Raw genomic sequence first — 21,403 nt, 5'->3', positions numbered from 1 at the left:
GCGGCGTCGCTTGATTACTATCGGAACATGCGGGGGCTTGATGTCCGACAAACTGTACGAAACGCCCTTTGAAGCCGGATTTGGAACCAATGAAGGCGGGGCAAGTCACTTTCCGTGACAGTTCGTAACTTTATGACGTTGGGGATTACTTGAATCGGGTCATGACCCGACGGAAGCAAGCAGGTTCCGAAGCGTACGCATCGTCGAGCCGTCGGCAAATCCGTCGACCCGGCGCGGCCGGAAATGCCGCTGGAAGGCCTCGACGACGATCCGTGTCCGATCGTCGAAAACACCCGATATCTCGGCGCCATAGCCGTAGATCGACAGCATCGACTGCAGCTCCTCGACATCGGGACCGTGGTCGCCGGACTTCAACGCGGCTCCGCGCCGGATGGGAGCGGCAGGCACGAGATGGCCGACACCGGCCTTAAACAGCGCCACCCATGGAAACTTCTCGCCCGGATCGATCTTGCGCCCCGGCGCCACGTCGGAGTGCGCCAGCACCCGCTCGGCGGCGATTCCATGCCGCGCGGCGATCCCCTTGCACAGCGCGATGACCGCCGTGATCTGACGTTTCGGAAAGCCAGGATAGCCCAGTGAATGGCCCGGATTGACGATTTCAATGCCGACCGAGCAGGAATTGATGTCGGTGCGCCCGAACCAGGAACTCTGGCCGGCGTGCCAGGCGCGGTCGCTTTCCCGGACCATCTGCACGATGTGTCCATTCTCATGAACCAGATAATGCGATGAGACTTCACTGGCGGGATCACACAGCCAGGCTTCGGCCCCCGCACCGGTCGCCATGCCCGTATAGTGCAGCACGATCATGTCCGGCTTCAGCCCGTCGCGCCTTGGCCCGAAATTCGGTGACACCCTGACCTCCGCGCTCGGCTCGTCGGGCAGGAAGCCGCTCATGCGTGCCGCAGACCCCGTTCGATCATCTCGTAGGCCGCGTTGATCGCCGCCACCCTGGTCGTCGCGATCTTGATGAATTCCTGCGGCAGCCCGCGCGCGATCAGCCGATCCGGATGGTTGTCGGACACCAGCTTGCGATAGCGTTTCCGGACCTCCTCGAACGGCTTGCCGCGCTCAATGCCGAGCACGACATAGGGGTCGCCGGCGCCAAGATTGACGTGCCGGGCCATGATCGACTCGTAATGCGTGTCGTCGATGCGGAAGATCTCGGCGATACGGTGCAGGAAGATGCCTTCGCGCTCATGCACCAGCCCATCGGCCTTGGCGATGTGGAACAGGCCATCGAGTATGTCTTCCAGCATGACGCAATTGGAGTGCCCGGAGCCGCAAAGCTGCGCCATGCGCTCGGCATAGGTTTCGAAACCGGCCACGTCCTGCTGGGCGAGATCGAACAGACGTGCAACGTTGCGCGTCTCCTTCGGCGGCACTTCGAATATTTCCTGGAACGCACGCACCTCGTCCTGGGTGACGATGCCGTCGGCCTTGGCCATCTTGGCCGACAGCGCGATCATGGCCACCGAGAAGGCGACGCGGCGGCGCAGGTCGGCGTCGCCGGAAAAAACCGTGCGCACGGCTTCGACCACGTCGGCGACGCCAGACGTGGTCGAAGACGAAACCCGCGTGATGAAGTCGCCGAGGCGGTCCCAAATCGACATGGCCCGCTTCATAGAGCGAACCGGTCCCCGCTATCAAGCCAATAAAGGCCACCTCTAGGCCTGTGAACCCGAGGCGATTGCCGGTGCCGATGGTGGGTCTTCACGAGAAAAGGCCGGCATCACGCCGGCCTCCCTCCCAAGACACTCACTGCTTACAAACTACTGCGCGGGCGCAGGAGCAGGCGTTGCCGGAGCCGGCTCGGCAGGCTTGGTCGAATTATCAGTCGGGGCCGCGGGCTTCATCGGCTGCTCGGCGGCCGGCGGATTGGTGCTCTGCGTCGTGGTGTTGTCAGTGCCGGTGCCGCTGTCGCTGCAGGCCGCGACGCCCAGCAGGGCAAGTGCGGACACGGAAGCAAGAATGATCTTTTTCATAACATCTCTCCTTCAACACACGTTCACGTTGCGGTGAACGGTCGAAGGGAAAATGCGTGACTGGGCCGAGGGTTTCGTAACGTTGCGTTTCCGCCTGTAACATCAATGGCATGCGGGCGACATTGCTGCCGGCGCTTCGGCGCTTTAACAACGACACCGCAAACGCAATACCGGAGACACAGGCATGGCCGCGAAATGGGATTTTTGGATCGATCGCGGCGGCACCTTCACCGATATTATCGGCCGTGACCCGCAAGGCGGGCTGCATCCGCGCAAGCTGCTGTCGGAGAATCCCGAGGCCTATGCCGATGCGGCGATTCAGGGCATCCGCGACCTGCTCGGCCTGGAGCCGGCGGCCGCCATCCCGTCCGGCCTGATCGGCGACGTCAAGATGGGAACCACGGTAGCCACCAACGCCCTTCTGGAGCGCAAGGGCGATCGTGTGCTGTTGCTCATCACCAAGGGATTTCGCGATGCGCTCAAGATCGCCTATCAGGCGCGGCCCGACATCTTCGCCAAGGAGATCATCCTTCCCGAACAGCTCTACGAGCGCGTCATCGAGGTCAACGAGCGCGTGCTCGCCGATGGCTGCGTCGAACGGCTGCTCGACATCGCGGCCTGCCGGCCGGCCATGGAGCAGGCGAAAGCCGATGGCATCGACGCCGTCGCCATCGTCTTCATGCATGCCTGGAAATATCCCGATCACGAGAAGGCGGTGGCAAAGGTCTGTCGCAAGCTCGGTTTCGGCCAGGTCTCGGTCAGCCACGAGGTCTCGCCGCTGATCAAGCTGGTCGGCCGCGGCGACACGGCGGTCGTCGACGCCTATCTGTCGCCGATCCTGTCGCGCTATGTGCAAAGGGTGGCGGGAGAACTGGGCCCGGCGGGAGGGAACGACGAATCCCCCCGCCTCATGTTCATGATGTCTTCCGGCGGGCTCACCGCCGCCGACATGTTCCAAGGCAAGGACGCGCTTTTGTCGGGCCCGGCCGGCGGCGTCGTCGGCATGGTCGAGACCGCGAAGCTCGCCGGTTTCGACAAGGCCATCGGCTTCGACATGGGCGGCACCTCCACCGACGTCGCTCACTATGACGGCGAATATGAGCGGGCCTTCGACACCGAAGTCGCCGGGGTGCGCGTGCGCGCCCCGATGATGCGCATCCACACCGTCGCCGCCGGCGGCGGCTCGATCCTGCACTACGAGGCCGGCCGCTTCCGCGTCGGACCAGATTCCGCTGGCGCTAATCCCGGCCCCGCCGCCTACCGGCGCGGCGGGCCGCTTGCCGTCACCGATGCCAACGTCATGCTCGGCAAACTGCGGCCCGATTTCTTCCCGTCGATCTTCGGCCCGGACCAGGACGCGCCGCTCGACGCGCAAACCGTGCGCGCGAAATTCGCCGCCCTTGCCGCCGAAATCGGCGACGACCGCTCGCCGGAATCGGTCGCCGAAGGCTTCGTCACCATCGCGGTCGAGAACATGGCCAATGCGATCAAGAAGATTTCCGTCCAGCGCGGCTACGACGTCACCGAATATCTCCTGAACTGCTTCGGTGGCGCCGGCGGCCAGCACGCCTGCCTGGTCGCCGACGCGCTCGGCATGGAGGCGGTGCTGATCCATCCCTTCTCCGGCCTGCTTTCGGCCTACGGCATCGGCCTCGCCTCGGTGTTCGCCTCGCGCCAGCAGGCGCTGCTGAAGCCGCTCGCCGAAGAGTCCAGAACGGAGATCGGCGACCTCATCGCCACCTTGAAAAAGGCCGTGGTCGCGGAGCTGGCGGCGCAAGGCATCGCCGAGAACGCGGTCGCCACCAAGCCGGTGCTGCACATCCGCTATGACGGCACCGACACGGCACTGCCGGTGAATTTCGAGGCGGATTCGATCTTCCAGGCCAGGCGCGATTTCGAAATCGCCCACAAGGCGCAGTTCGGCTTCGTCTATGACGACAAGCCGATGATCGTCGAGACGGTCGGCGTCGAAGGCACCGAAACCGGCCAGACCAGCGCCGAAGCCCATGCGCCCGCCGGACCGGCGAAGGCCAAGCCGGACACCTCCGAGACCAGGCCTGTCTACACGGAAGGCAAGTGGCATGAAGCTGGCGTCTACCGCCGCGAAAACCTCAGGCCGTCCAGTCTGGTCGCTGGTCCCGCCTTGATCATCGAGCCGAACCAGACCATCGTCGTCGAGCCTGGCTGGCGGGCCGAAATCACGGACGTCAACCACGTCGTCATACGCCGCACGGAAAAGAAAGCGCGCGCCGCAGCCCTCGGCACGCAAGCCGATCCGGTGATGCTCGAAGTCTTCAACAATCTCTTCATGTCGATCGCCGAACAGATGGGCGTGACGCTGCAGAACACCGCCTATTCCGTCAACATCAAGGAAAGGCTGGATTTTTCCTGCGCGGTCTTCGACCACACCGGGGCGCTGGTCGCCAATGCGCCGCACATGCCGGTGCATCTCGGCTCCATGGACCGTTCGGTCGAAACCATCATCCGGCTGAACTCCGGCGATATCCATCCCGGCGACGTTTTTGCCTTGAACGCCCCCTATAATGGCGGCACCCATCTGCCCGACATCACCATGGTGACGCCGGTCTTCGACGATGCCAGGACAAACATCCTCTTCTGGGCGGCCTCGCGCGGCCACCACGCCGATATTGGCGGCACCGCCCCCGGCTCGATGACGCCGCTCGCCACCACGGTCGACGAGGAAGGCGTGCTGTTCGACAATTTCCGCGTCGTCGACCGCGGAAAATTCCGCGAGACGGAGCTGCATACGCTGCTCACCGACCACCCCTATCCGGCCCGCAACCCGCACCAGAACATCGCCGACCTCAAGGCCCAGATCGCGGCCAACGAGAAAGGCGTGGCGGAGTTGCGCAAGATGGTCACGCATTTCGGCCTCGATGTCGTCCAGGCCTATATGGGCCATGTCCAGGACAATGCGGCCGAGAGCGTAAGGCGTGTGCTGGAGCGGCTGCCCGATACATCGGAGTATGAATATCCGACCGATACGGGCCAGGTGATCAAGGTCAGGATATCGGTCGACCGGCAAAAACGCGAGGCGACCGTCGATTTCAGCGGCACGTCGCCTGTCATGAAGAACAATTTCAACGCTCCGGAGCCCGTCGCTCGTGCCGCGGTACTCTATGCCTTCCGCGTCATGGTCGAGGACATGATCCCGATGAATGCCGGGTGCCTCAGGCCGATCAACATCGTCATTCCCGATGGCTGCATGCTGAAGCCCGCCTACCCTGCCGCCGTCGTCGCCGGCAATGTCGAGACCTCACAGCACGTCACCAACGCGCTGTTCGGCGCCATGGGCGCGATGGCCAATGCGCAGGGAACGATGAACAACCTGACCTTCGGCAACAAGAAATATCAGTATTACGAGACGATCTGCTCCGGCTCGCCGGCAGGGCATATGAATTCGGGGCGCGGCTTTGCCGGCACGTCGGGCGTGCACACCCACATGACCAATTCGCGTCTCACCGACCCGGAAGTGCTGGAACTGCGCTTTCCCGTGGTGCTGGAGGATTTCCACATCCGCCAGGGTTCCGGCGGCAAGGGCAAATGGAATGCCGGCGACGGCACAAGACGCACCATCCGCTTCCTCGAGACGATGGAATGCGCGATCCTGTCCTCGCACCGCAACCGCCCGCCGCAAGGACTGGACGGCGGCGGCGACGGCGAGGTCGGCTCAACCAAAGTGCGCCGCAACGGCGGCACGGTCGATGTGTTGAAAGCCTGTGACCAGACCATGCTTGAGGCAGGCGAGGCTGTCATCCTGACCACACCGACGCCCGGCGGGTTTGGCCGCGCCTGAGGAAGCTTCGAGAATTCGCTCCGGCGAGTCAGGTGACGTGGCAGTTTCCCTTAGGTCGCGCTCCCACCAGCCCAAGGGCGGAAGGTCACCTGATCGTCAGTTTTGTGGATCTGATAGACGAAGGCCGTATAGTGTTGTTGCTTGTCAAACAAGGTGCGGTATTTGATGACACCGATTAGCAGATCGTAGCCAATCAACACCGCCTCAGCGGGCGTAAGGGGGTCACGGTCGGAGGTCAGGCCCCACTCCCGTTCGAAAAGTTCGCCAGGTCCGAGCATCATTCCCACGTGCCCGGCGATCGAGTCGTCCGAATCGTTTATCATCTCAATCAGCTTGGCCTTATGTGTGCCGAAGACAGCTGAACGAACGTTGGTGTGGACTTGTAAGGCAGCAGTTTTCCGCAGTTGCGGTTTTCCATTACGATGTCGACTTCCCAACCCTGGTCTTGGGTCAATCTTATCGGGCTCGTAGCCCGAGGAGTTGTGAAAATCCATGCTCGCTCAGAGGTAGCAACGGATTGGGCACTTAATTCGTTTGCTCTGCGGCTCGCCGCAAGCGACTGGGCAACCCAATACAGGCCACCAACGCTAGCACCGGTTGTGATGATGGAAGTGACCAACATTCCAAACGTCCAGTCAGCAATCTCACGATCGCTGTCAGCCGTCTGGATGCCCAGATTCCGATTGTATTCGAGTTTCAGCCCTATCGCCCAACCCAGGCCTCCCACTGTAATTCCCGCCAAAGTAGCCGCGATCAAGATGCCCAATCGACCCCTGCCGCTCATGCTGCCATCCTCCTAGGTTGAAAACCGATTGGTAATATCACGCGATAATTGGAAGCCCCACAGGCGATCATTTCGACTGAGGTCCGCAGTGGAGTAGCGCCTTGCGCGGAGGCGCGAACTGATTTGCGCCATTACAGGCCGGAACTCACGTCAACAGGCTGTCACCGGGCTGTCATGACGCTGCGCTACCCGCTTGCGGCAAAGCAAATGGGGAATCACTTTGCCATGACGGACGTCTCCTCGGATCTGGTTTTTCGCCGCGGCAAGGAAGTTGGCAAGGCCGTCTACCAGAACCGCGCGCTTTCGAAAGCCGGCATTTCCGAGCGGCTGTTCGCCTTCCTGTTTTCCGGCCTGGTCTATCCGCAGATCTGGGAAGACCCTGACGTCGACATGGAGGCGATGCAGCTTGGCGAGGGCCACCGCGTCGTCACAATCGCGTCAGGCGGCTGCAACATCCTGGCCTATCTCACCCGCTCGCCGGCACGGATCGACGCCGTCGACCTCAACGCCGCCCACATCGCGCTGAACCGCATGAAGCTGGAAGCGGTTCGCCATCTGCCCTCGCAAGGCGACCTGTTCCGCTTCTTCGGTGCAGCCGATACCAGCCATAATTCGGAAGCCTACGACCGCTTCATCGCGCCGCATCTCGATCCGGTCAGCCGGCATTACTGGGAGCGCCGCAACTGGTGCGGCAACAGGCGCATCGCTGTTTTCGACCGCAATTTCTACCAGACCGGACTGCTCGGCCTGTTCATTGCCATGGGCCACCGCACGGCGAAATTCTTCGGCGTCAACCCGGCGCGCATGATGGAAGCCAGGAATATCGGCGAGCAGCGCCGCTTCTTCAACGAGGAACTGGCGCCGGTCTTCGACAGGAAACTTCTGAAATGGGCGACCTCGCGCAAGGCTTCCCTGTTCGGCCTCGGCATTCCGCCGGCGCAGTATGATTCGCTGATCACCTCCGGCGACGGCACCATGGCCAGCGTGCTGAAGGCCCGGCTGGAAAAGCTCGCCTGTGACTTTCCCTTGGAAAACAACTACTTCGCCTGGCAGGCTTTCGCCCGCCGCTATCCCGAGCCCGGTGAGGCCGCCCTGCCCGCCTATCTGGAAAAGCAGAACTACGACACCATTCGCGGCAACATCGACCGCGTCGCCATCCACCATGCCAACCTGATCGAATTCCTCGCCGGCAAGGATGCCGGCGCCGTCGACCGTTTCATCCTGCTCGACGCGCAGGACTGGATGACCGACGACCAGCTCAATGCGCTGTGGTCGGAAATCACCCGCACGGCCTCGGCCGGCGCCCGCGTCATTTTTCGCACCGCCGCCGAGCCCAGCCTGCTGCCGGGGCGCGTCTCCACCTCGCTGCTCGACCAGTGGGACTATCAAGACGACGCGTCGCGCGAATTCTCGGCCCGCGACCGCTCCGCCATCTATGGCGGCTTCCACCTCTATGTGAAGCGCGCGGCATGAGCACGACGGAACTGCCGGCCAGCCCCGAATTCAAGGCTAACCATGCCGAACTGATGGACGGCGTCTACCGCTGGCAGCGCCACATCTATGACCTGACGCGCAAATACTACCTGCTCGGCCGCGACCGGCTGATCGCGGGGCTGGACGTGCCGCCGGGCGGCACCGTTCTGGAGCTCGGCTGCGGCACCGGCCGCAACATCATCCTCGCCGCCCGCGCCTATCCAGACGCGCGCTTCTTCGGTCTCGATATTTCGGCCGAAATGCTGGAAACGGCGGGCAAGGCGATCGACCGCGAAGGCCTGTCGGACCGGGTCGTGCTGGCAAGGGGCGATGCCACCGATTTCGCCGCCAAGGCGCTGTTCGGCAAAGCCAGCTTCGACCGGGTCTTCGTCTCCTATTCGCTATCGATGATCCCGGGCTGGGAGAAGACGGTCTCGGCGGCACTTGCCGCGCTGGCCCCGACGGGCTCGCTGCACGTGGTCGATTTCGGCCAGCAGGAAGGCCTGCCGCGCTGGTTCCGCGCCTTGTTGCGCGGCTGGCTGAAAAAATTCCACGTCACCCCGCGCGAATCCCTGCGAGATGTTCTGGAATCGGAAGCCGAGCGAACCGGCGCAACCTTCCGTTTTCGCACGCTTTATCGTGGTTATGCCTGGCTAGCGGTTATCAAAGCTCGGCATCCGACGTCGCAGATATAACGACCTTAAGTTATAGCTATCAGCAGCCAATACGACCAGTTGGTTCGCTTGTTGCAATTGCAGAATGACCCGAAGGGTGGTACACTGTCTCCATGCTGGAGGTAGAAAGTGATTGTCGGGTTTCGGAACGGATGGCTGCGGGCTTTTTTCGTGGAAGACCTTCACTCCCGCAACATTCCCTCCGATCTTGAAAGCCGTCTGTTCCGCAAACTCCAGATGATCGACGACGCGATGACCGATCAGGATTTGCGTGTACCGCCGAGCAACCATTTCGAAAAATTGCGCGGCAATCTCGATGGCTTCCATTCAGTCCGCGTCAACAACCAATGGCGGCTGATCTTCCGGTGGGATGGCGGCCGCGGTGAAGCGTCGGATATTTATCTCGACGACCATAGCTACAGGTGAGGTGACACATGTTGATGACCACACGCAAGCCTGCAACGGTGGGCGAAATCCTCACGGAAGAATTCATGCAGCCGCTTGGCCTGACACAGGCTGCTTTGGCGGAAGCGATGGGGGTCCAGCGCAAGCATGTCAACGAATTGTGCAACGACCGCCGCAACGTGACGGCTGCGACCGCGCTCATCCTGGCGCGGGTCTTCGGCAACAGCCCGGATTTCTGGCTCAACGTGCAGCGCCGCAGTGATCTTTGGACGGTCATGAACTCGCCCGACGAGCGAGCGCGTGTCGATCGCGCCAAGCCTTTGGCGACCGCGGCATAGAAGACAGATTGTATCGATCGACTTCCGCTTTAGAGCGATTCAGCGTTTAATAGAAACGCCGAACCGCTCTAGCTCTTTGTTTCCACGCAATTCCCAAGGGGAAGCGCTACGCGCTTCTCCCGGGAAAACCGTTACACACTTCTCCTGGAATTGCTCTAGTGCAGCGCCTTCACCAGCGCCCCGACCATTGCCTGCGGGCGGTAGTTGAGCTTGGCCGGCGTTAGCCCGAGCCGCACCACGACCAATTGCTCGGAGGGAATGATGGCGACGGTCTGTCCGTCATGGCCTTCCATCCAGTAAGCGTCCTTCGGCAGTCCGGCGGCAACGCCCGCGCCGGGATTTTCCTCATCGCCCGGCGCCTCTATCCACAACTGGCCCTTGCCGTAGACTTTCGAGGCGGGCGCCGGCTCGCGCATCCAGTCGACGAAGCCGGCCGGCAGCACCTGGTTGCCGTTCCACACCCCGCTTTGCAGCAGGAACTGGCCGAAGCGCGCCCAGTCATGCGCCGTGGCGTAGAGGTAGGACGAGCCGACGAAAGTGCCCTGCTCGTCGGTCTCAAGCACCGCGCTGTGCATGCCGAGCGGCTCGAACAGCGCCGTACGTGGCCAAGTCAGCGCCTTTGCCTTGTCGCCGACCGCGTCCTGCCAGAGCCGCGACAGCATCACCGCCGTGCCGCTCGAATAGGAAAACACCTTGCCGACCTCGCCGGTGAGCGGCTTGGCTTCGGCAAAGCCCGCCATGTCGGGCTCGAGATAGAGCATGCGCGTGACGTCGGCGACGTCGCCATAGTCCTCGTTGAATTCCAGCCCGCTCGACATCGCCATCATGTCGGCAAGGCTGATCGCGGCGCGGCCGTCGGCCTTCCACGGCGTGAACAGGCCCTTGTTGTCGACCGCCATCTTGCCGTCCTTGACCAGCGTGCCGACGATGGCGGCGTTGACCGTCTTGGTCATCGACCAGCCGAGCAGCGGCGTCTTGGCGGAGAAGCCGTCGCCATAGCGTTCCGCGACGACCCGTCCGTTCTTGACCACGACGATCGCGCGCATGCCGGTGCCGGCCATCGCGTCGTCGCCGACGATCTTTGAGACCTCCGGATTCTGCGAGGCATCGACCCGCTCGCCCTCGGGCCACAACGCGTCCTGGCTCGTCGCCGCGGGTTCGGCATGGACCGCCGTGCGCCGCGCCTTGCCGACATCGCCGTCCGGAACCGAAGCGCAGCCCAGCCCGTCGCGGGCAACCGCCTCGCTCTTGCCGAGGAAGCCGAGCAGGCCGGCCGAAACCGTCCCCCGGTTCTTGTCGACCGAGACCCACATCAGCCGCAGCAGCGGGTGGCCGGGCGCCTGCACGTCGACGGCCAGCACCTCCTTGGCGTCGCGACCGGCGATGAAGACGTTGGAGCAGACGATCTTGGCCGAATAGCCCGAACCGACGCGGATGAGTTCCGGCGGCGCTATATACAGCCAGGCAAACAGCGCGGCGACCGCCAGCACGATCAGGCCAAGCAGCCATTTGACGATCTGGACGACGAACCGCATGCGTTTCCTCCCAGGCAATCGCCTGCCCTTATGTCATCGAATTGCCGCCATTGCTTCCGCAAAATCGGGCCTCTTGTCGAGCGCCGTCAACTGATTATCAACCATGATCGGCGATCACATGATGCATGTCGCCTAAAAATGCGCAGCGGTTTTGGGACAACGACATGCATGAAATCAAGATATCAGGCGATGCGTGGGGCGATCGCCTGGAGGGGGCCAGACCAACTTCGGCCATCGGTGCACAGACCCATCAGCGACCGGCTGATTCCGGCTTGGAAGTTGCGATGCGCCGTCTTGCGGTTCTTTTCATGCTGACGCTGCTCGGCGCCTGCTCGACCGTGGACGATCTGTCGCCGCTGTCGCCGTCCGCGTCGAGCAGTCCGACGGTGGCCGTGCGCGCGCCGCGCTTCGCCGATTCCAAGCCGCATGAATGGGACAGCGGCGCGCCATGGAACTATGCCGTCCACGGCACCGACGTCTCCAAATACCAGACCTCGGTCGACTGGCCGGCGGCCAGGGCCAGCGGCATTTCCTTCGCCTTCATCAAGGCGACCGAGGGCGGCGACCGTTTCGATGAATATTTCAGCGAGCACTGGGCGCGCACCAAGGCCGCCGGCGTGCCGCGCGCCGCCTATCATTTCTTCTATTTCTGCACGCCGGCGGCCACCCAGGCGCGCTGGTTCATCCAGAATGTGCCTGTCGACCGCTCGGCCATGCCGCCGGTGCTGGATATGGAATGGAATCCGAAATCGCCGACCTGCCGCCTGCGCCCCGACCCGGCCACGGTACGCGCGGAGATGACCACCTTCCTCGAAATCGTCGAGCGGCATTATGGCAAGAAACCGATCATCTACACCTCGGTCGATTTCTTCGACGACAATGAATTGTCGACCTTCCGCGGCTATCCCTACTGGCTGCGCTCCGTCGCCGGCCACCCACGCGAAAAATATGGCAGCCACCCTTTCACCTTCTGGCAGTACACCGGAACCGGTATCGTTCCCGGCATGACTGGCAAATCCGACATCAACGTCTTCAACGGCTCGGAAGCCGCCTGGAACAAGTGGCTGCGGCAGAACACGCGCTGACATTTCGGCAACGGCAGCGAAGGCACTGGGATAGGACTGCGGCAGAAGAACCGTTGACACCGGGCCTGCCGCCTGCTTTTCGACACTACCGGCGGTAAAGAGTGCAACCGCTGGTAATTCAGGGCGTTGGGCTCCAGGCACGCCAATGCCCTCTTCGTTTCGAAAGGAAGCTGATGCGACTGCGTTCCCAAGCCCTCGCGGCGCTGTTTCTGTGCGCCACGGCCTTGCCGGCGATGGCGCAGGAATGCGGCGGCGATTTCGAAACCTGGAAACAGGGCGTCGCGGCGGAAGCCAAGGCCGCCGGTGTCGGCGCCGTGGGTCTCGATGCGCTGGAGGATGCCACTTTTGACCCGAGGGCTCTGGCGCGCGACCGCGCGCAGGGCGTCTTCACGCAAACCTTCGTCCAGTTTTCCAACCGCATGATCTCGGCCTACCGGCTGAAGCAAGGTGCGGCGAACATGAAGAAATACGCCGACATCTTCGCCCGCGCCGACCAGCAATTCGGCGTCCAGGCGCCTGTCATCACCGCCTTCTGGGCGCTTGAAACCGATTTCGGCGCCGTCCAGGGCGATTTCCATACGCTGAGCGCGCTGGTGACCCTGTCGCATGACTGCCGCCGCCCGCAATTGTTCCGGCAACAACTGGTGCCGCTCCTGGAACTGATCGATCGCGGCGTGCTGCCGGCCGATGTCACGGGCGCCTGGGCCGGCGAAATCGGCCAGACGCAGATCCTGCCGTCCGACTATCTTGCGCGCGGCGTCGACGGCGATGGGGACGGCAAGATTGACCTGCGAAACAGCGTGCCGGACGTGATCATGACCACGGGCAACAAGGTGCTGTCGCGCGGCTGGAAGCGCGACGAGCCCTGGATCCAGGAAGTGCGCGTGCCCGAGGAGATGCCGTGGGACCAGACCGGGCGCACCAACAAACTGCCGCTGACGCAGTGGGCGCAGTGGGGCGTCACCAATCCGGACGGCTCGCCGCTGGTCGACAAGGGCCTGAAGGCCGGCCTGGCACTGCCGATGGGCCGCAAGGGTCCGGCCTTCCTCACCTATGAGAATTTCGACGTCTATCTCGAATGGAACCAGTCCTTTACCTACGCGCTGACCGCGGCCAATCTCGCCGCGCGGCTCGCCGGCGCGCCGCCGCTCGATCCGCGCAATCCCGAGCCAGGTCTCAACAACGACCAGATGAAGGAACTGCAGACCAAGCTCGAAGCCAGAGGCTACGACGTCGGCACCGTCGACGGCATTTTGGGCACCAACACCCGTGAAGCGATCCGCAGGGAACAGATGCGGTTGGGCATGCCGGTGGATGGCTGGCCGACGCCGGAGTTGTTGGGGAAGTTGTAAGGTAGTGAGTAGTGAGTAGTGAAATATGGAGAATTCCCTACTGACTACTCACTACTCACTCTTTTCCTAATCCGCCATCGTCTCCAGGCTCGCAAACCCTTGCGGCGCGTCGCCCTCGTCGAAGGGCGTCGTCACCTCGACGAAGGTGTCGGGATAAAAGCCGTTGAAGCGGGTCCTGAGCGACAGCGAGTAGGCGCCGATATGGCCGATCTCGATCCAGTCGCCGGTGTCGACGGTTTCGGGCAGCCAGAACGGCCTGGACAGGATGTCGACGGAATCGCAGGTCGCGCCGCACACTTTGAACGGCACGATGTTCTTCTCGTCGCCATTGCGCGTTCGGATCGCCGGATCGGGAATGAAGCGCGCCGGCAGCGTGATCTTGCCGGTCCATGAATCCGACAGCGACGCCCAGATGCCGTCATTGATGTAGAGACGCTTGCCCTTGCGCAACAGCACGCGCACGATCAGCGACAGGCAGCGCGCCACGATCACCCGGCCCGGCTCCGCCACCAGCGGTATCTGGTCGAACTGGTATTCCTTCAGGTCGCCCGACAGCCGCGACATGATCTGGCCGAGCGATGGCATCTCGATCTGCTTGCGGTTGGGATCGTGGCCGTATTCGGCTGGAAAGCCGCCGCCGACATCGAGCCCGGCAATGTCGAAGGTCAGCCGGTTGCGCACCCAGTCGGCCGAGGCCAGCGCCCGCTCATAGGTGTCGGGATCCTCGATCTGGCTGCCGACATGGAAGCAGAGGCCGACCTTGTAGCCGGTGCGGTTCAGCCGCTCGGCGAGTTCGACCGCATAGGCCGGCCCCGCGCCGAATTTCTTCGACAATTCGTAAGCGGCATGGCCCTTGGTCTGCACCCGCACGAAGACGGTGACCGCACCGGGATCGATGTCGAGCGCCCGCACCACCCGGGTCACCTTGGTGATCTCGTCCTCATGGTCGAGCGAGATGACGCGGATGCCGTATTTCTCCAGCGCCAGCTTGATGTCCGACTGCGCCTTGACCGGATGCATGTAGAGCATTTCGGCATCGGGCGAGACGGCGCGCACGGCGGCGAACTCGCCTGGCGAGGCGACGTCGAAAGCGGTGACGCCGGCCTCGACCAAGGTCTTCAGCACGATCTGCTCGCCATTGGTCTTCACCGCATAGGCGGTCTTGCCGGGGAACATGCCCATGAACTGCCTGGCGTCGGCCTTCAAGACCTGCGGACGAAAGCAATAGACCGGATCGTCCGGGCGAAGCGCCAGTGCCGCCTCGCGGGCATTCTCGAATCGCTGCATGACGAATCCTCGACTTCAGCCTGCGCACAATTAATCCAAGCTAGCGGCTAATGAAAACAATTCTGTGTCTCGCACCGCTGACGGTGCGGCAGTAGCCTTTTTGCCGGGAAGCTTGGCTGTCGGTCAGGTTTCGGGTGGCCCTTGTCGCCGAACCCGATATGGCTTCCGTCTGGCTGGCCGGCCTGGAGCCGCCTGGGGGACAAATCACATGGCGATAGCAGCAACCGCCCCACGGGGACCGATGGCGCTCAAGGACTGGGGCCAGTTGCTGTTGCTCGGCGCGATCTGGGGCGGCTCGTTCTTCTTCGCCCGCATCGCGGTGGCGGAACTTCACCCGCTAGTGCTGGTGCTGTTTCGCGTCGCTATCGCGGCGGTCGCGCTGCAACTCTATCTCGGCCTGCGCGGCCCGTCCTTCCGCCTCGCTCTGCCGCATGCCGGCCTGTTCTTCCTGCTGGCCCTCACCAACAACGTCATCCCCTTCTCGCTGATCTTCGCCGGCCAGACCCAGTTGGGCGCCGGTGTCGCCTCTGTCCTCAACGCCACGACGCCGTTCTGGACGCTGATCCTCGCCAACGCCCTGACCTCGGACGAAAAACTGTCCTGGAACAAGCTCGCCGGCATCGCGCTCGGCATCGCCGGCACGGCTGTCATGATCGGTCCAGGCCTGATTGCCAACCTGGGCGGCCCGGCCTGGGCGAAGTTCGCGCTGATCGGCGCCTCGCTGTCTTATGGCATCGCACTGATGGTCGCCCGCCGCTTCAAGGGCGTGCCCTCGCCGGTCATCGCCACCGGACAGTTGACGGCCTCGACCATCATCATGATCCCGATCGTGCTCCTCGCCCATGGCACGTCCGGCCTGTTCTCCGCCTCGCCGCCGGTCTGGGCGGCCGTGCTGGCGCTGGCGCTCCTGTCCACCGCCTTCGCCTACATCCTCTACTTCAACCTCGTCGCCTCGGCCGGCGCCACCAACGCTTCGCTGGTCACCCTGGTCGTGCCGGCCAGCGCCATGCTGCTCGGTTTTCTTTTCCTGGGCGAACGGCTCGAACTGTTCGAGATCGGCGGCGTGGTGCTGATCGGCCTTGGCCTCGTCACCATCGACGGACGAATATTCGCGCGCCGCTAGGGCGAGGCATGTCGCAAAAGTGGGATGTGACTTTCGACGCGAAAGTCGAATGTGACTTTCGCGGAGGTAGCGCTGTCATGACACACTGACGACACCGTCCCGCCACAATTTATTCACAGGTCCGAAGCGGGGTTTTGCCAAGGAGTTTCAACGGCTAACGGCGAACCTTGGGTCGCAAAATCCACAATCACGTCGCAATGCAGCATATTTTCCGCTTGCCTGTGGCACAAATGAACCTAGACTCCGGACATAGCTCTTTAAGAGGAGGCTATGTCATGGGACTTACGAGGCCAATCAACGCATTGATGATTTGTGCTGCGTTTGCTTTCATCGGCGCCCTCATTATGGGCGTCCTTCCCTGAACCCGCCAAGACGGGGAAGACCAGCACCAAATAGTCCAACCAATTCGAAAGGCCGGGTTTTTACCCGGCCTTTTGCTTGTCCGGCTGACCCCTAGGCGGCAGCCGATCCGGCCACGTCCGGCTCGTGCGAGCGGATGCCGATCATGTGACAGACGGCGAACACGAGATCGGCCCGGTTCATCGTATAGAAGTGAAAATCGCCGACGCCGCGCTCGACCAGGTCCAGGACCTGTTCGGCGGCCACCGCGGATGCCACCAGCGCATGCGTCTGCGGGTCGTTCTGCAGGCCCTCGAAGCGCTCCGCCAGCCACGCCGGCACCAGCGCACCGCAGCGCGCCGAGAAATTGGCGACCTGGGTGAAATTGTGCACCGGCAGGATGCCTGGCACGATCGGAATGTAGATGCCGGCCCGGCGCGCGCGCTCGACGTAACGCTCGTAGAGATCGTTGTCGAAAAAGAACTGGGTGATTGCCCGCGTCGCGCCATTGTCGACCTTGCGCTTGAGCATGTCGATGTCGGTGGCGAAATCGGGGCTTTCCGGGTGCTTTTCGGGATAGGCCGAAACCGAGATGTCGAAATCGCCGGCGCCCTTCAGCGCACCCACCAGCTCGGCGCCGTTGGCGTAGCCGTCCGGATGCGGCCGGTAGGCAGCCCCGACGCCTTCCGCCGGATCGCCGCGCAAGGCGACGAAGCGCTTCACGCCCATGTCGGTGAATTCCCGGATCACGGCGTCGACCTGATGGCGGGCCGCGTCGACGCACGTCATGTGCGCGGCCGGCGTCAGGCTGGTCTCCTTCAGGATGCGGCCGATGGTGCGCGCGGTACGCTCACGCGTCGAACCGCCGGCGCCATAGGTCACCGAGACGAATTTCGGCTGCAGCGGCTCCAGCCTTGTGACCGTGTCCCACAGCCTCGCCTCCATCTCGTCGTTCTTCGGCGGGAAGAACTCGAACGAAACCCTGACCTTGTCGCCGATATCGGGACGGCGGGAAAAGCGAAACTGGTTCATCAGGCGATTTCCCCTATCGAGCTCACTCTGGTCTGCTGGCTGGCATTGGCGGGATCAGCGATCAGCAGGCGCCGGTCGCGGCCAAGCCAAAGCTTGACGGTCAGCCTGGCCTCGTTGCCGCCGCGCGGTTCGAATTCCTGGGCATCCTCGAGATCGAGGCCGGCTTCGGAGAACCACTCGCCGATCTGCCGGTCGGAAAAGCCCAGACGCATATGGGCATGCTCGTCGCGCAGGAATTCCAGCGCGTGCGGCGCGAAATCGACGATGACCAGACGGCCCGCCGGGCGCAGCAGCCGCGCCGCCTCATGGATGGCGCGGGCGGGATCGTCGAGATAATGCAGCACCTGGTGGATGGTGACGAGATCGAACGCATCGCGCTCAACCGGCGGCGAGAAGATATCGCCCTGCCGCACCTGTGCATTCGAGACGCCGGCCTTGTCGAGATTGGCGCGTGCCACGGTCAGCATCTCGCGCGACATGTCGATGCCGACGCCGCGCCGGTAGAGCGGCGAGAAGATTTCGAGCAGCCGCCCGGTGCCGGTGCCAAGGTCGAGCATGGACTGGAACGGCCGCTTGCCGACCAGCTTCAGCATCGCGGCCTCCACGGCGCGGTCGGGCACATGCAGCGAACGGATATGATCCCAGCTCGCGGCGTTCTGCGAAAAATACTCGGTGGCGCGGTCCTGGCGCTTGCGCTTGACGGAAGCCAGCCGCTCCAGATCGCGCTCGACCTGCGGGTCGGCGTCACGAATGCCGGCCACCAGCCTCAGCACGAAATCGCGCGCCGAATCGGCATCCGACAAGCGGAAGAATGCCCATGACCCTTCCTGGTAGCGGCCGATCAGCCCCGCTTCGAGCAGCAGTTTCAGATGCCGCGAGACACGTGGCTGCGACTGGCCGAGAATCTCGGTAAGGTCGGACACTGTGAGATCGCCGCGCGACAAAAGTGCCAATATGCGCAGCCGGCTGGATTCGGCCGCCGCCTTCAGCGTATCCACCATGGTGTCGAGCGAAACGTGCATGAGCGCATTCTCTTTGAGAAAGATATAAACATATGTTTATGTCGATTTTTAAAACCGTGCAAGCGCTATGTCGCTCCCGGACAACAAAATGCCGCATGCGTGTTTTTCCGGTGCGTACCACGGCAAAATGTGGTGCGGTCTTGGGGCAATGACAGGCACCAGCGCAGAGATGGGCAGAATGAGCGAACCGCGTGAGATGTTCGAGGCACGCGAAGGCGAGCGGAGACTGGAGCAGGATCCGGCGACGATGCCGCCCGATGGCGGCTTCGTCTTCATCGGCCGCATCGCTTCGCCTTGGACCACCCGGGAAAGCTGCCCGAAGAACATGCGCGCGGCACGTGAGACCGGACAGCCCGCGGTGCTCACCATCGACGCGCCCTATCGAGAAGGTCTGCGCGGACTGGAGCGCGCCAGCCCGTCGTCATCCTCTCCTGGCTGCACCACGCACCGCGGAATCTGATCGTGCAGAAACCCCGCCATGCGGCTGATGCCAAAGGCGTATTCGGCCTGCGCTCGCCTGCCCGGCCGAACCCGATCGGCCTGCATGTAGCCAAGCTCGTCGCGCTCGACGTCTCCACCGGACGCATCGACCTCGACGGTATCGACGTGCTCGACGGCACGCCGGTCATCGACATCAAGCCCTATTTCGCCTCGACCGACGCCATTGCCGAGGCGACTGTTGAGGGGCGCGAGGAGCGATGAGCGCGCCGACCGGCCGCCGCCGCGCCATCGCCAAGGCGCTGACAGCACTTCTGCCGCTGGCCCCCTATGCCGACATGGAAAAGATCCGCACCGATGCCGGCTCCGTGCATATGAAGACCTTGCCGCCGACGATCGCGGTCTGGCTGGCGACGATTGCCCATGTCCGTCACATGCACACGGACTACGAAAAGCTGCTCAGCGAAGGCTATGACCGCGACTCCGCGCGTTTCTTCGTCATCGAACAGACCAACATCGTGCTCACGCGCTGGCGCGCCACCCGCCTGCTCGACGCCGACGACGAGCAGGAATGAGGCTATGCCAGACGGAACGGTACTCGCCTCGCCGTGCTGGCCGGATCGTCATATCGAGGACGACTGAAGTCGGACGACTGGCTCTATGCGCCCGGCCTGCCGCCGATAGCTTGTGAGGCAATGGCCAGGAGCTGCCGATGAGCCAAATCGCACAGGATACACCGTTGCTGCCTGTGGTGAGCGATCGCCACATCGACCCGCATTCCTATCCCGACGGCATTGCCTTCCTCGATGGCCAGTACCTGCCGATGTCGCAAGCCAAGGTCTCGGTGCTGGATTGGGGATTTCTGCACTCCGACGCCACTTACGATACGGTGCATGTCTGGAACGGCCGCTTCTTCCGCCTCGATCTGCATCTCGACCGTTTCTTCGGCGGATTGGAGAAGCTGCGTATGACGATCCCGTTCGATCGCGACGGCGTCGCCGAGATCCTGCACAATTGCACGGCACTTTCGGGTCATCGCGCCGCCTATGTCGAGATGCTGTGTACGCGCGGCGCTTCGCCGAGCTTCAGCCGCGACCCGCGCCAGGCGATCAACCGCTTCATGGCGTTCGCCGTGCCGTTCGGCTCGGTCGCCAATGCCGAGCAGTTGCAGCGGGGCCTGCATGTCGCCATCAGCGACAAGGTGCGCATTCCGCCAGCCTCGATCGATCCGGCGATCAAGAACTACCACTGGCTCGATCTCGTGCGCGGCCTCTACGATGCCTATGATCGCGGCGCCGAGACCGCGCTCATTCTCGACTTCAACGGCAATGTCGCCGAAGGCCCCGGCTTCAACGTCTTCCGCGTCAAGGACGGCGTGCTGGCGACACCGGCCATTGGCGTGCTGCCGGGCACCACCCGCCGCACCGTCTTCGATCTCTGTGGCGAGGAAGGCCTCACCGCGAAGGCCGCCGATGTCAGCGTCGCCTCGCTCAAGGCCGCCGACGAAGTCTTCATCACCTCGACCGCCGGCGGCATCATGCCGGTGACGCGGATCGACGGCGCCGACATCGCCGGCGGCAAGGTCGGACCGATCACCAGCCGGCTGATGGCGCTCTACTGGCAAAAGCACGACGACCCCGCCTGGTCGACCGAGGTGAACTACCCCTGACTAAGCGGCGCCTGGTCAGAGATCAGAAGGCGCCTTGTTCAAAAAGATTTCCCCTCGCCTCTGGAAAATCGCCGGACAGGCCGTATATGCCCGAAAGCGGAGAAGCCTCCGCTTTTATCCAGAAATTACGCCCGCAGGGGCAAGGATCCAACATCATGACATCCAAGGTTTGGTTCATCACCGGATCGTCCAAAGGCTTTGGCCGCGTCTGGGCCGAGGCTGCACTGGCGCGTGGCGACCGCGTTGCCGCGACCGCCCGTGACACAGGCACGCTCGCCGATCTCGTCGAAAAATACGGCGACAACATCGCCGCGATAAAGCTCGACGTCACCGACAAGAAAGCCGTCGATGCCGCTGTCGCCGAGGCGCACAAGCGCTTTGGCCGGCTCGACGTCGTCATCAACAATGCCGGCTACGGCCATTTCGGCGCCATCGAGGAAGTCAGCGAGCAGGAAGCCCGCGACCAGATCGAGACCAATGTGTTCGGCGCGCTCTGGGTCACGCAGGCCGCCCTGCCGATCATGCGGGCGCAGCGGTCCGGCCACATCATCCAGATCTCGTCGATCGGCGGCGTCAACGCTTTTGCCTCGCTCGGCCTCTACCACGCCTCCAAATGGGCGCTGGAAGCCTTCAGCCAGTCGCTCGGCATCGAGGTCGCGGAATTCGGCATCCATGTCACGCTGGTCGAGCCGGGCGGTTTTTCCACCGACTGGTCGGGAGCATCGGCCAAGGTCTCCAAGCCGATCGAGGCCTACGCACCTGCCCGCGCCAAAATGGCCGAGCGCCGCGCCAACTCGGTTGCCGGCGATCCCGAGGCGACCGGCCCGGCCATGCTTGCCATCGTCGATGCGGCCGAGCCGCCGCTTAGGGTCTTCTTCGGCGATGGCGGCCTGCCGATGATCCGCCAGGAATACGCCAACCGCCTCGCCACCTGGGACAAGTGGGACCATGTCTCCGTCATGGCGCAAGGCGCCAACAAGAACCGCAAGGGCTGACCTTTGCCGTTCTGCCACGCCGCCTCCCCGGC

At 63.2% G+C, this 21,403-nt stretch carries 19 protein-coding genes and 1 pseudogene; 12 read left to right on the top strand and 8 right to left on the bottom strand.

Annotation, left to right across the window (positions count from 1 at the left end; translation table 11 throughout):
* Positions 1–159: 159 nt before the first annotated feature.
* The 3 genes from LB569_RS12095 to LB569_RS12085 form a co-directional block, all read right to left on the bottom strand.
* Positions 160–915, bottom strand: coding sequence for an N-acetylmuramoyl-L-alanine amidase (locus tag LB569_RS12095; RefSeq protein ID WP_224539889.1), 756 nt, complete (start codon positions 913–915; stop codon positions 160–162).
* A complete protein-coding gene (locus tag LB569_RS12090) occupies positions 912–1,631 on the bottom strand; it encodes a J domain-containing protein (RefSeq protein WP_140701929.1) in 720 nt (239 codons plus the stop codon). Before LB569_RS12090 ends, LB569_RS12095 begins: the two co-directional genes overlap by 4 nt.
* Positions 1,632–1,790: 159 nt before the next feature.
* Positions 1,791–2,003 (bottom strand): hypothetical protein, encoded by a 213-nt coding sequence (locus LB569_RS12085; protein WP_140701930.1) that lies wholly within the window; start codon positions 2,001–2,003, stop codon positions 1,791–1,793.
* 184 nt (positions 2,004–2,187) lie between these two features.
* Between LB569_RS12085 and LB569_RS12080 the strand changes: the two genes are divergently transcribed.
* Complete coding sequence (locus LB569_RS12080; protein ID WP_224692447.1) at positions 2,188–5,820, top strand: hydantoinase B/oxoprolinase family protein; 3,633 nt, start codon at positions 2,188–2,190, stop codon at positions 5,818–5,820.
* Positions 5,821–5,870: 50 nt separating this feature from the next.
* On the opposite strand, the gene LB569_RS12075 is transcribed toward LB569_RS12080, so the two are convergent.
* Entirely contained in the window at positions 5,871–6,314 is a 444-nt protein-coding gene (locus tag LB569_RS12075; protein ID WP_224692446.1) for a hypothetical protein, read from the bottom strand.
* A 464-nt stretch (positions 6,315–6,778) separates the two neighbouring features.
* On the opposite strand from LB569_RS12075, the gene LB569_RS12070 reads away from it, so the two are divergent.
* The 4 genes from LB569_RS12070 to LB569_RS12055 all read left to right on the top strand — a co-directional run bounded on the left by LB569_RS12070 (position 6,779) and on the right by LB569_RS12055 (position 9,494).
* The gene (locus tag LB569_RS12070) at positions 6,779–8,077 is read left to right on the top strand and encodes a DUF3419 family protein (protein WP_224692445.1); all 1,299 of its coding nucleotides are present in this window, start codon (positions 6,779–6,781) and stop codon (positions 8,075–8,077) included.
* On the top strand, positions 8,074–8,772 hold the full coding sequence (locus LB569_RS12065; protein ID WP_224692444.1) for a class I SAM-dependent methyltransferase: 699 nt from the start codon (positions 8,074–8,076) through the stop codon (positions 8,770–8,772). Before LB569_RS12070 ends, LB569_RS12065 begins: the two co-directional genes overlap by 4 nt.
* A gap of 108 nt (positions 8,773–8,880) precedes the next feature.
* A complete protein-coding gene (locus tag LB569_RS12060; protein ID WP_224692443.1) occupies positions 8,881–9,177 on the top strand; it encodes a type II toxin-antitoxin system RelE/ParE family toxin in 297 nt (98 codons plus the stop codon).
* A gap of 8 nt (positions 9,178–9,185) precedes the next feature.
* Complete coding sequence (locus LB569_RS12055) at positions 9,186–9,494, top strand: HigA family addiction module antitoxin (protein ID WP_140701934.1); 309 nt, start codon at positions 9,186–9,188, stop codon at positions 9,492–9,494.
* A 155-nt stretch (positions 9,495–9,649) separates the two neighbouring features.
* Here LB569_RS12055 and LB569_RS12050 read toward each other — a convergent pair whose 3' ends face one another.
* On the bottom strand, positions 9,650–11,029 hold the full coding sequence (locus LB569_RS12050) for a serine hydrolase domain-containing protein (protein ID WP_224692442.1): 1,380 nt from the start codon (positions 11,027–11,029) through the stop codon (positions 9,650–9,652).
* A 284-nt stretch (positions 11,030–11,313) separates the two neighbouring features.
* On the opposite strand from LB569_RS12050, the gene LB569_RS12045 reads away from it, so the two are divergent.
* Entirely contained in the window at positions 11,314–12,114 is an 801-nt protein-coding gene (locus LB569_RS12045) for a GH25 family lysozyme (protein ID WP_224692441.1), read from the top strand.
* Between the two features lie 173 nt (positions 12,115–12,287).
* Entirely contained in the window at positions 12,288–13,466 is a 1,179-nt protein-coding gene (locus LB569_RS12040) for a lytic murein transglycosylase (protein WP_224692440.1), read from the top strand.
* A gap of 66 nt (positions 13,467–13,532) precedes the next feature.
* On the opposite strand, the gene LB569_RS12035 is transcribed toward LB569_RS12040, so the two are convergent.
* The gene (locus LB569_RS12035; RefSeq protein WP_224692439.1) at positions 13,533–14,753 is read right to left on the bottom strand and encodes an alanine racemase; all 1,221 of its coding nucleotides are present in this window, start codon (positions 14,751–14,753) and stop codon (positions 13,533–13,535) included.
* A gap of 208 nt (positions 14,754–14,961) precedes the next feature.
* Between LB569_RS12035 and LB569_RS12030 the strand changes: the two genes are divergently transcribed.
* A complete protein-coding gene (locus LB569_RS12030) occupies positions 14,962–15,876 on the top strand; it encodes a DMT family transporter (RefSeq protein ID WP_224692438.1) in 915 nt (304 codons plus the stop codon).
* Positions 15,877–16,329: 453 nt separating this feature from the next.
* On the opposite strand, the gene metF is transcribed toward LB569_RS12030, so the two are convergent.
* Positions 16,330–17,247, bottom strand: a complete 918-nt coding sequence (metF, locus tag LB569_RS12025) for a methylenetetrahydrofolate reductase [NAD(P)H] (RefSeq protein ID WP_224692437.1) — start codon at positions 17,245–17,247, stop codon at positions 16,330–16,332.
* On the bottom strand, positions 17,247–18,269 hold the full coding sequence (locus LB569_RS12020) for an ArsR/SmtB family transcription factor (protein ID WP_140701941.1): 1,023 nt from the start codon (positions 18,267–18,269) through the stop codon (positions 17,247–17,249). The genes metF and LB569_RS12020 overlap by 1 nt, the downstream gene beginning before the upstream one ends.
* A 196-nt stretch (positions 18,270–18,465) precedes the next feature.
* Between LB569_RS12020 and tsaA the strand changes: the two are divergent.
* From tsaA to LB569_RS12000, 4 genes and pseudogenes are all read left to right on the top strand, one after another.
* A pseudogene (gene tsaA / locus LB569_RS12015) lies at positions 18,466–18,971 on the top strand (tRNA (N6-threonylcarbamoyladenosine(37)-N6)-methyltransferase TrmO).
* Positions 18,968–19,282: a DUF2293 domain-containing protein gene (locus tag LB569_RS12010; RefSeq protein WP_224692436.1), complete on the top strand. Its 315-nt coding sequence runs from the start codon at positions 18,968–18,970 to the stop codon at positions 19,280–19,282. Before tsaA ends, LB569_RS12010 begins: the two are co-directional and overlap by 4 nt.
* 137 nt (positions 19,283–19,419) lie before the next feature.
* Entirely contained in the window at positions 19,420–20,376 is a 957-nt protein-coding gene (locus LB569_RS12005) for a D-amino acid aminotransferase (protein ID WP_224692435.1), read from the top strand.
* A gap of 155 nt (positions 20,377–20,531) precedes the next feature.
* A complete protein-coding gene (locus tag LB569_RS12000) occupies positions 20,532–21,371 on the top strand; it encodes an SDR family oxidoreductase (RefSeq protein ID WP_224692434.1) in 840 nt (279 codons plus the stop codon).
* Positions 21,372–21,403: the final 32 nt, after the last annotated feature.

Source organism: Mesorhizobium sp. BH1-1-4 (assembly GCF_020165665.1).
GTDB lineage: Bacteria > Pseudomonadota > Alphaproteobacteria > Rhizobiales > Rhizobiaceae > Mesorhizobium.
This window is presented reverse-complemented; position numbering and strand designations above follow the sequence as displayed.

Coding starts and splice junctions, on each gene's coding strand:
- LB569_RS12065 (WP_224692444.1), top strand. CDS start 8,074: ATGAGCACGACGGAACTGCCGGCCAGCCCCGAATTCAAGGCTAACCAT.
- LB569_RS12020 (WP_140701941.1), bottom strand. CDS start 18,269: ATGCACGTTTCGCTCGACACCATGGTGGATACGCTGAAGGCGGCGGCC.
- LB569_RS12090 (WP_140701929.1), bottom strand. CDS start 1,631: ATGTCGATTTGGGACCGCCTCGGCGACTTCATCACGCGGGTTTCGTCT.
- LB569_RS12035 (WP_224692439.1), bottom strand. CDS start 14,753: ATGCAGCGATTCGAGAATGCCCGCGAGGCGGCACTGGCGCTTCGCCCG.
- LB569_RS12055 (WP_140701934.1), top strand. CDS start 9,186: ATGTTGATGACCACACGCAAGCCTGCAACGGTGGGCGAAATCCTCACG.
- LB569_RS12030 (WP_224692438.1), top strand. CDS start 14,962: ATGGCGATAGCAGCAACCGCCCCACGGGGACCGATGGCGCTCAAGGAC.
- LB569_RS12075 (WP_224692446.1), bottom strand. CDS start 6,314: ATGGATTTTCACAACTCCTCGGGCTACGAGCCCGATAAGATTGACCCA.
- LB569_RS12080 (WP_224692447.1), top strand. CDS start 2,188: ATGGCCGCGAAATGGGATTTTTGGATCGATCGCGGCGGCACCTTCACC.
- LB569_RS12040 (WP_224692440.1), top strand. CDS start 12,288: ATGCGACTGCGTTCCCAAGCCCTCGCGGCGCTGTTTCTGTGCGCCACG.
- metF (WP_224692437.1), bottom strand. CDS start 17,247: ATGAACCAGTTTCGCTTTTCCCGCCGTCCCGATATCGGCGACAAGGTC.
- LB569_RS12000 (WP_224692434.1), top strand. CDS start 20,532: ATGACATCCAAGGTTTGGTTCATCACCGGATCGTCCAAAGGCTTTGGC.
- LB569_RS12095 (WP_224539889.1), bottom strand. CDS start 915: ATGAGCGGCTTCCTGCCCGACGAGCCGAGCGCGGAGGTCAGGGTGTCA.
- LB569_RS12050 (WP_224692442.1), bottom strand. CDS start 11,029: ATGCGGTTCGTCGTCCAGATCGTCAAATGGCTGCTTGGCCTGATCGTG.
- LB569_RS12085 (WP_140701930.1), bottom strand. CDS start 2,003: ATGAAAAAGATCATTCTTGCTTCCGTGTCCGCACTTGCCCTGCTGGGC.
- LB569_RS12005 (WP_224692435.1), top strand. CDS start 19,420: ATGAGCCAAATCGCACAGGATACACCGTTGCTGCCTGTGGTGAGCGAT.
- LB569_RS12010 (WP_224692436.1), top strand. CDS start 18,968: ATGAGCGCGCCGACCGGCCGCCGCCGCGCCATCGCCAAGGCGCTGACA.
- LB569_RS12045 (WP_224692441.1), top strand. CDS start 11,314: ATGCGCCGTCTTGCGGTTCTTTTCATGCTGACGCTGCTCGGCGCCTGC.
- LB569_RS12070 (WP_224692445.1), top strand. CDS start 6,779: ATGACGCTGCGCTACCCGCTTGCGGCAAAGCAAATGGGGAATCACTTT.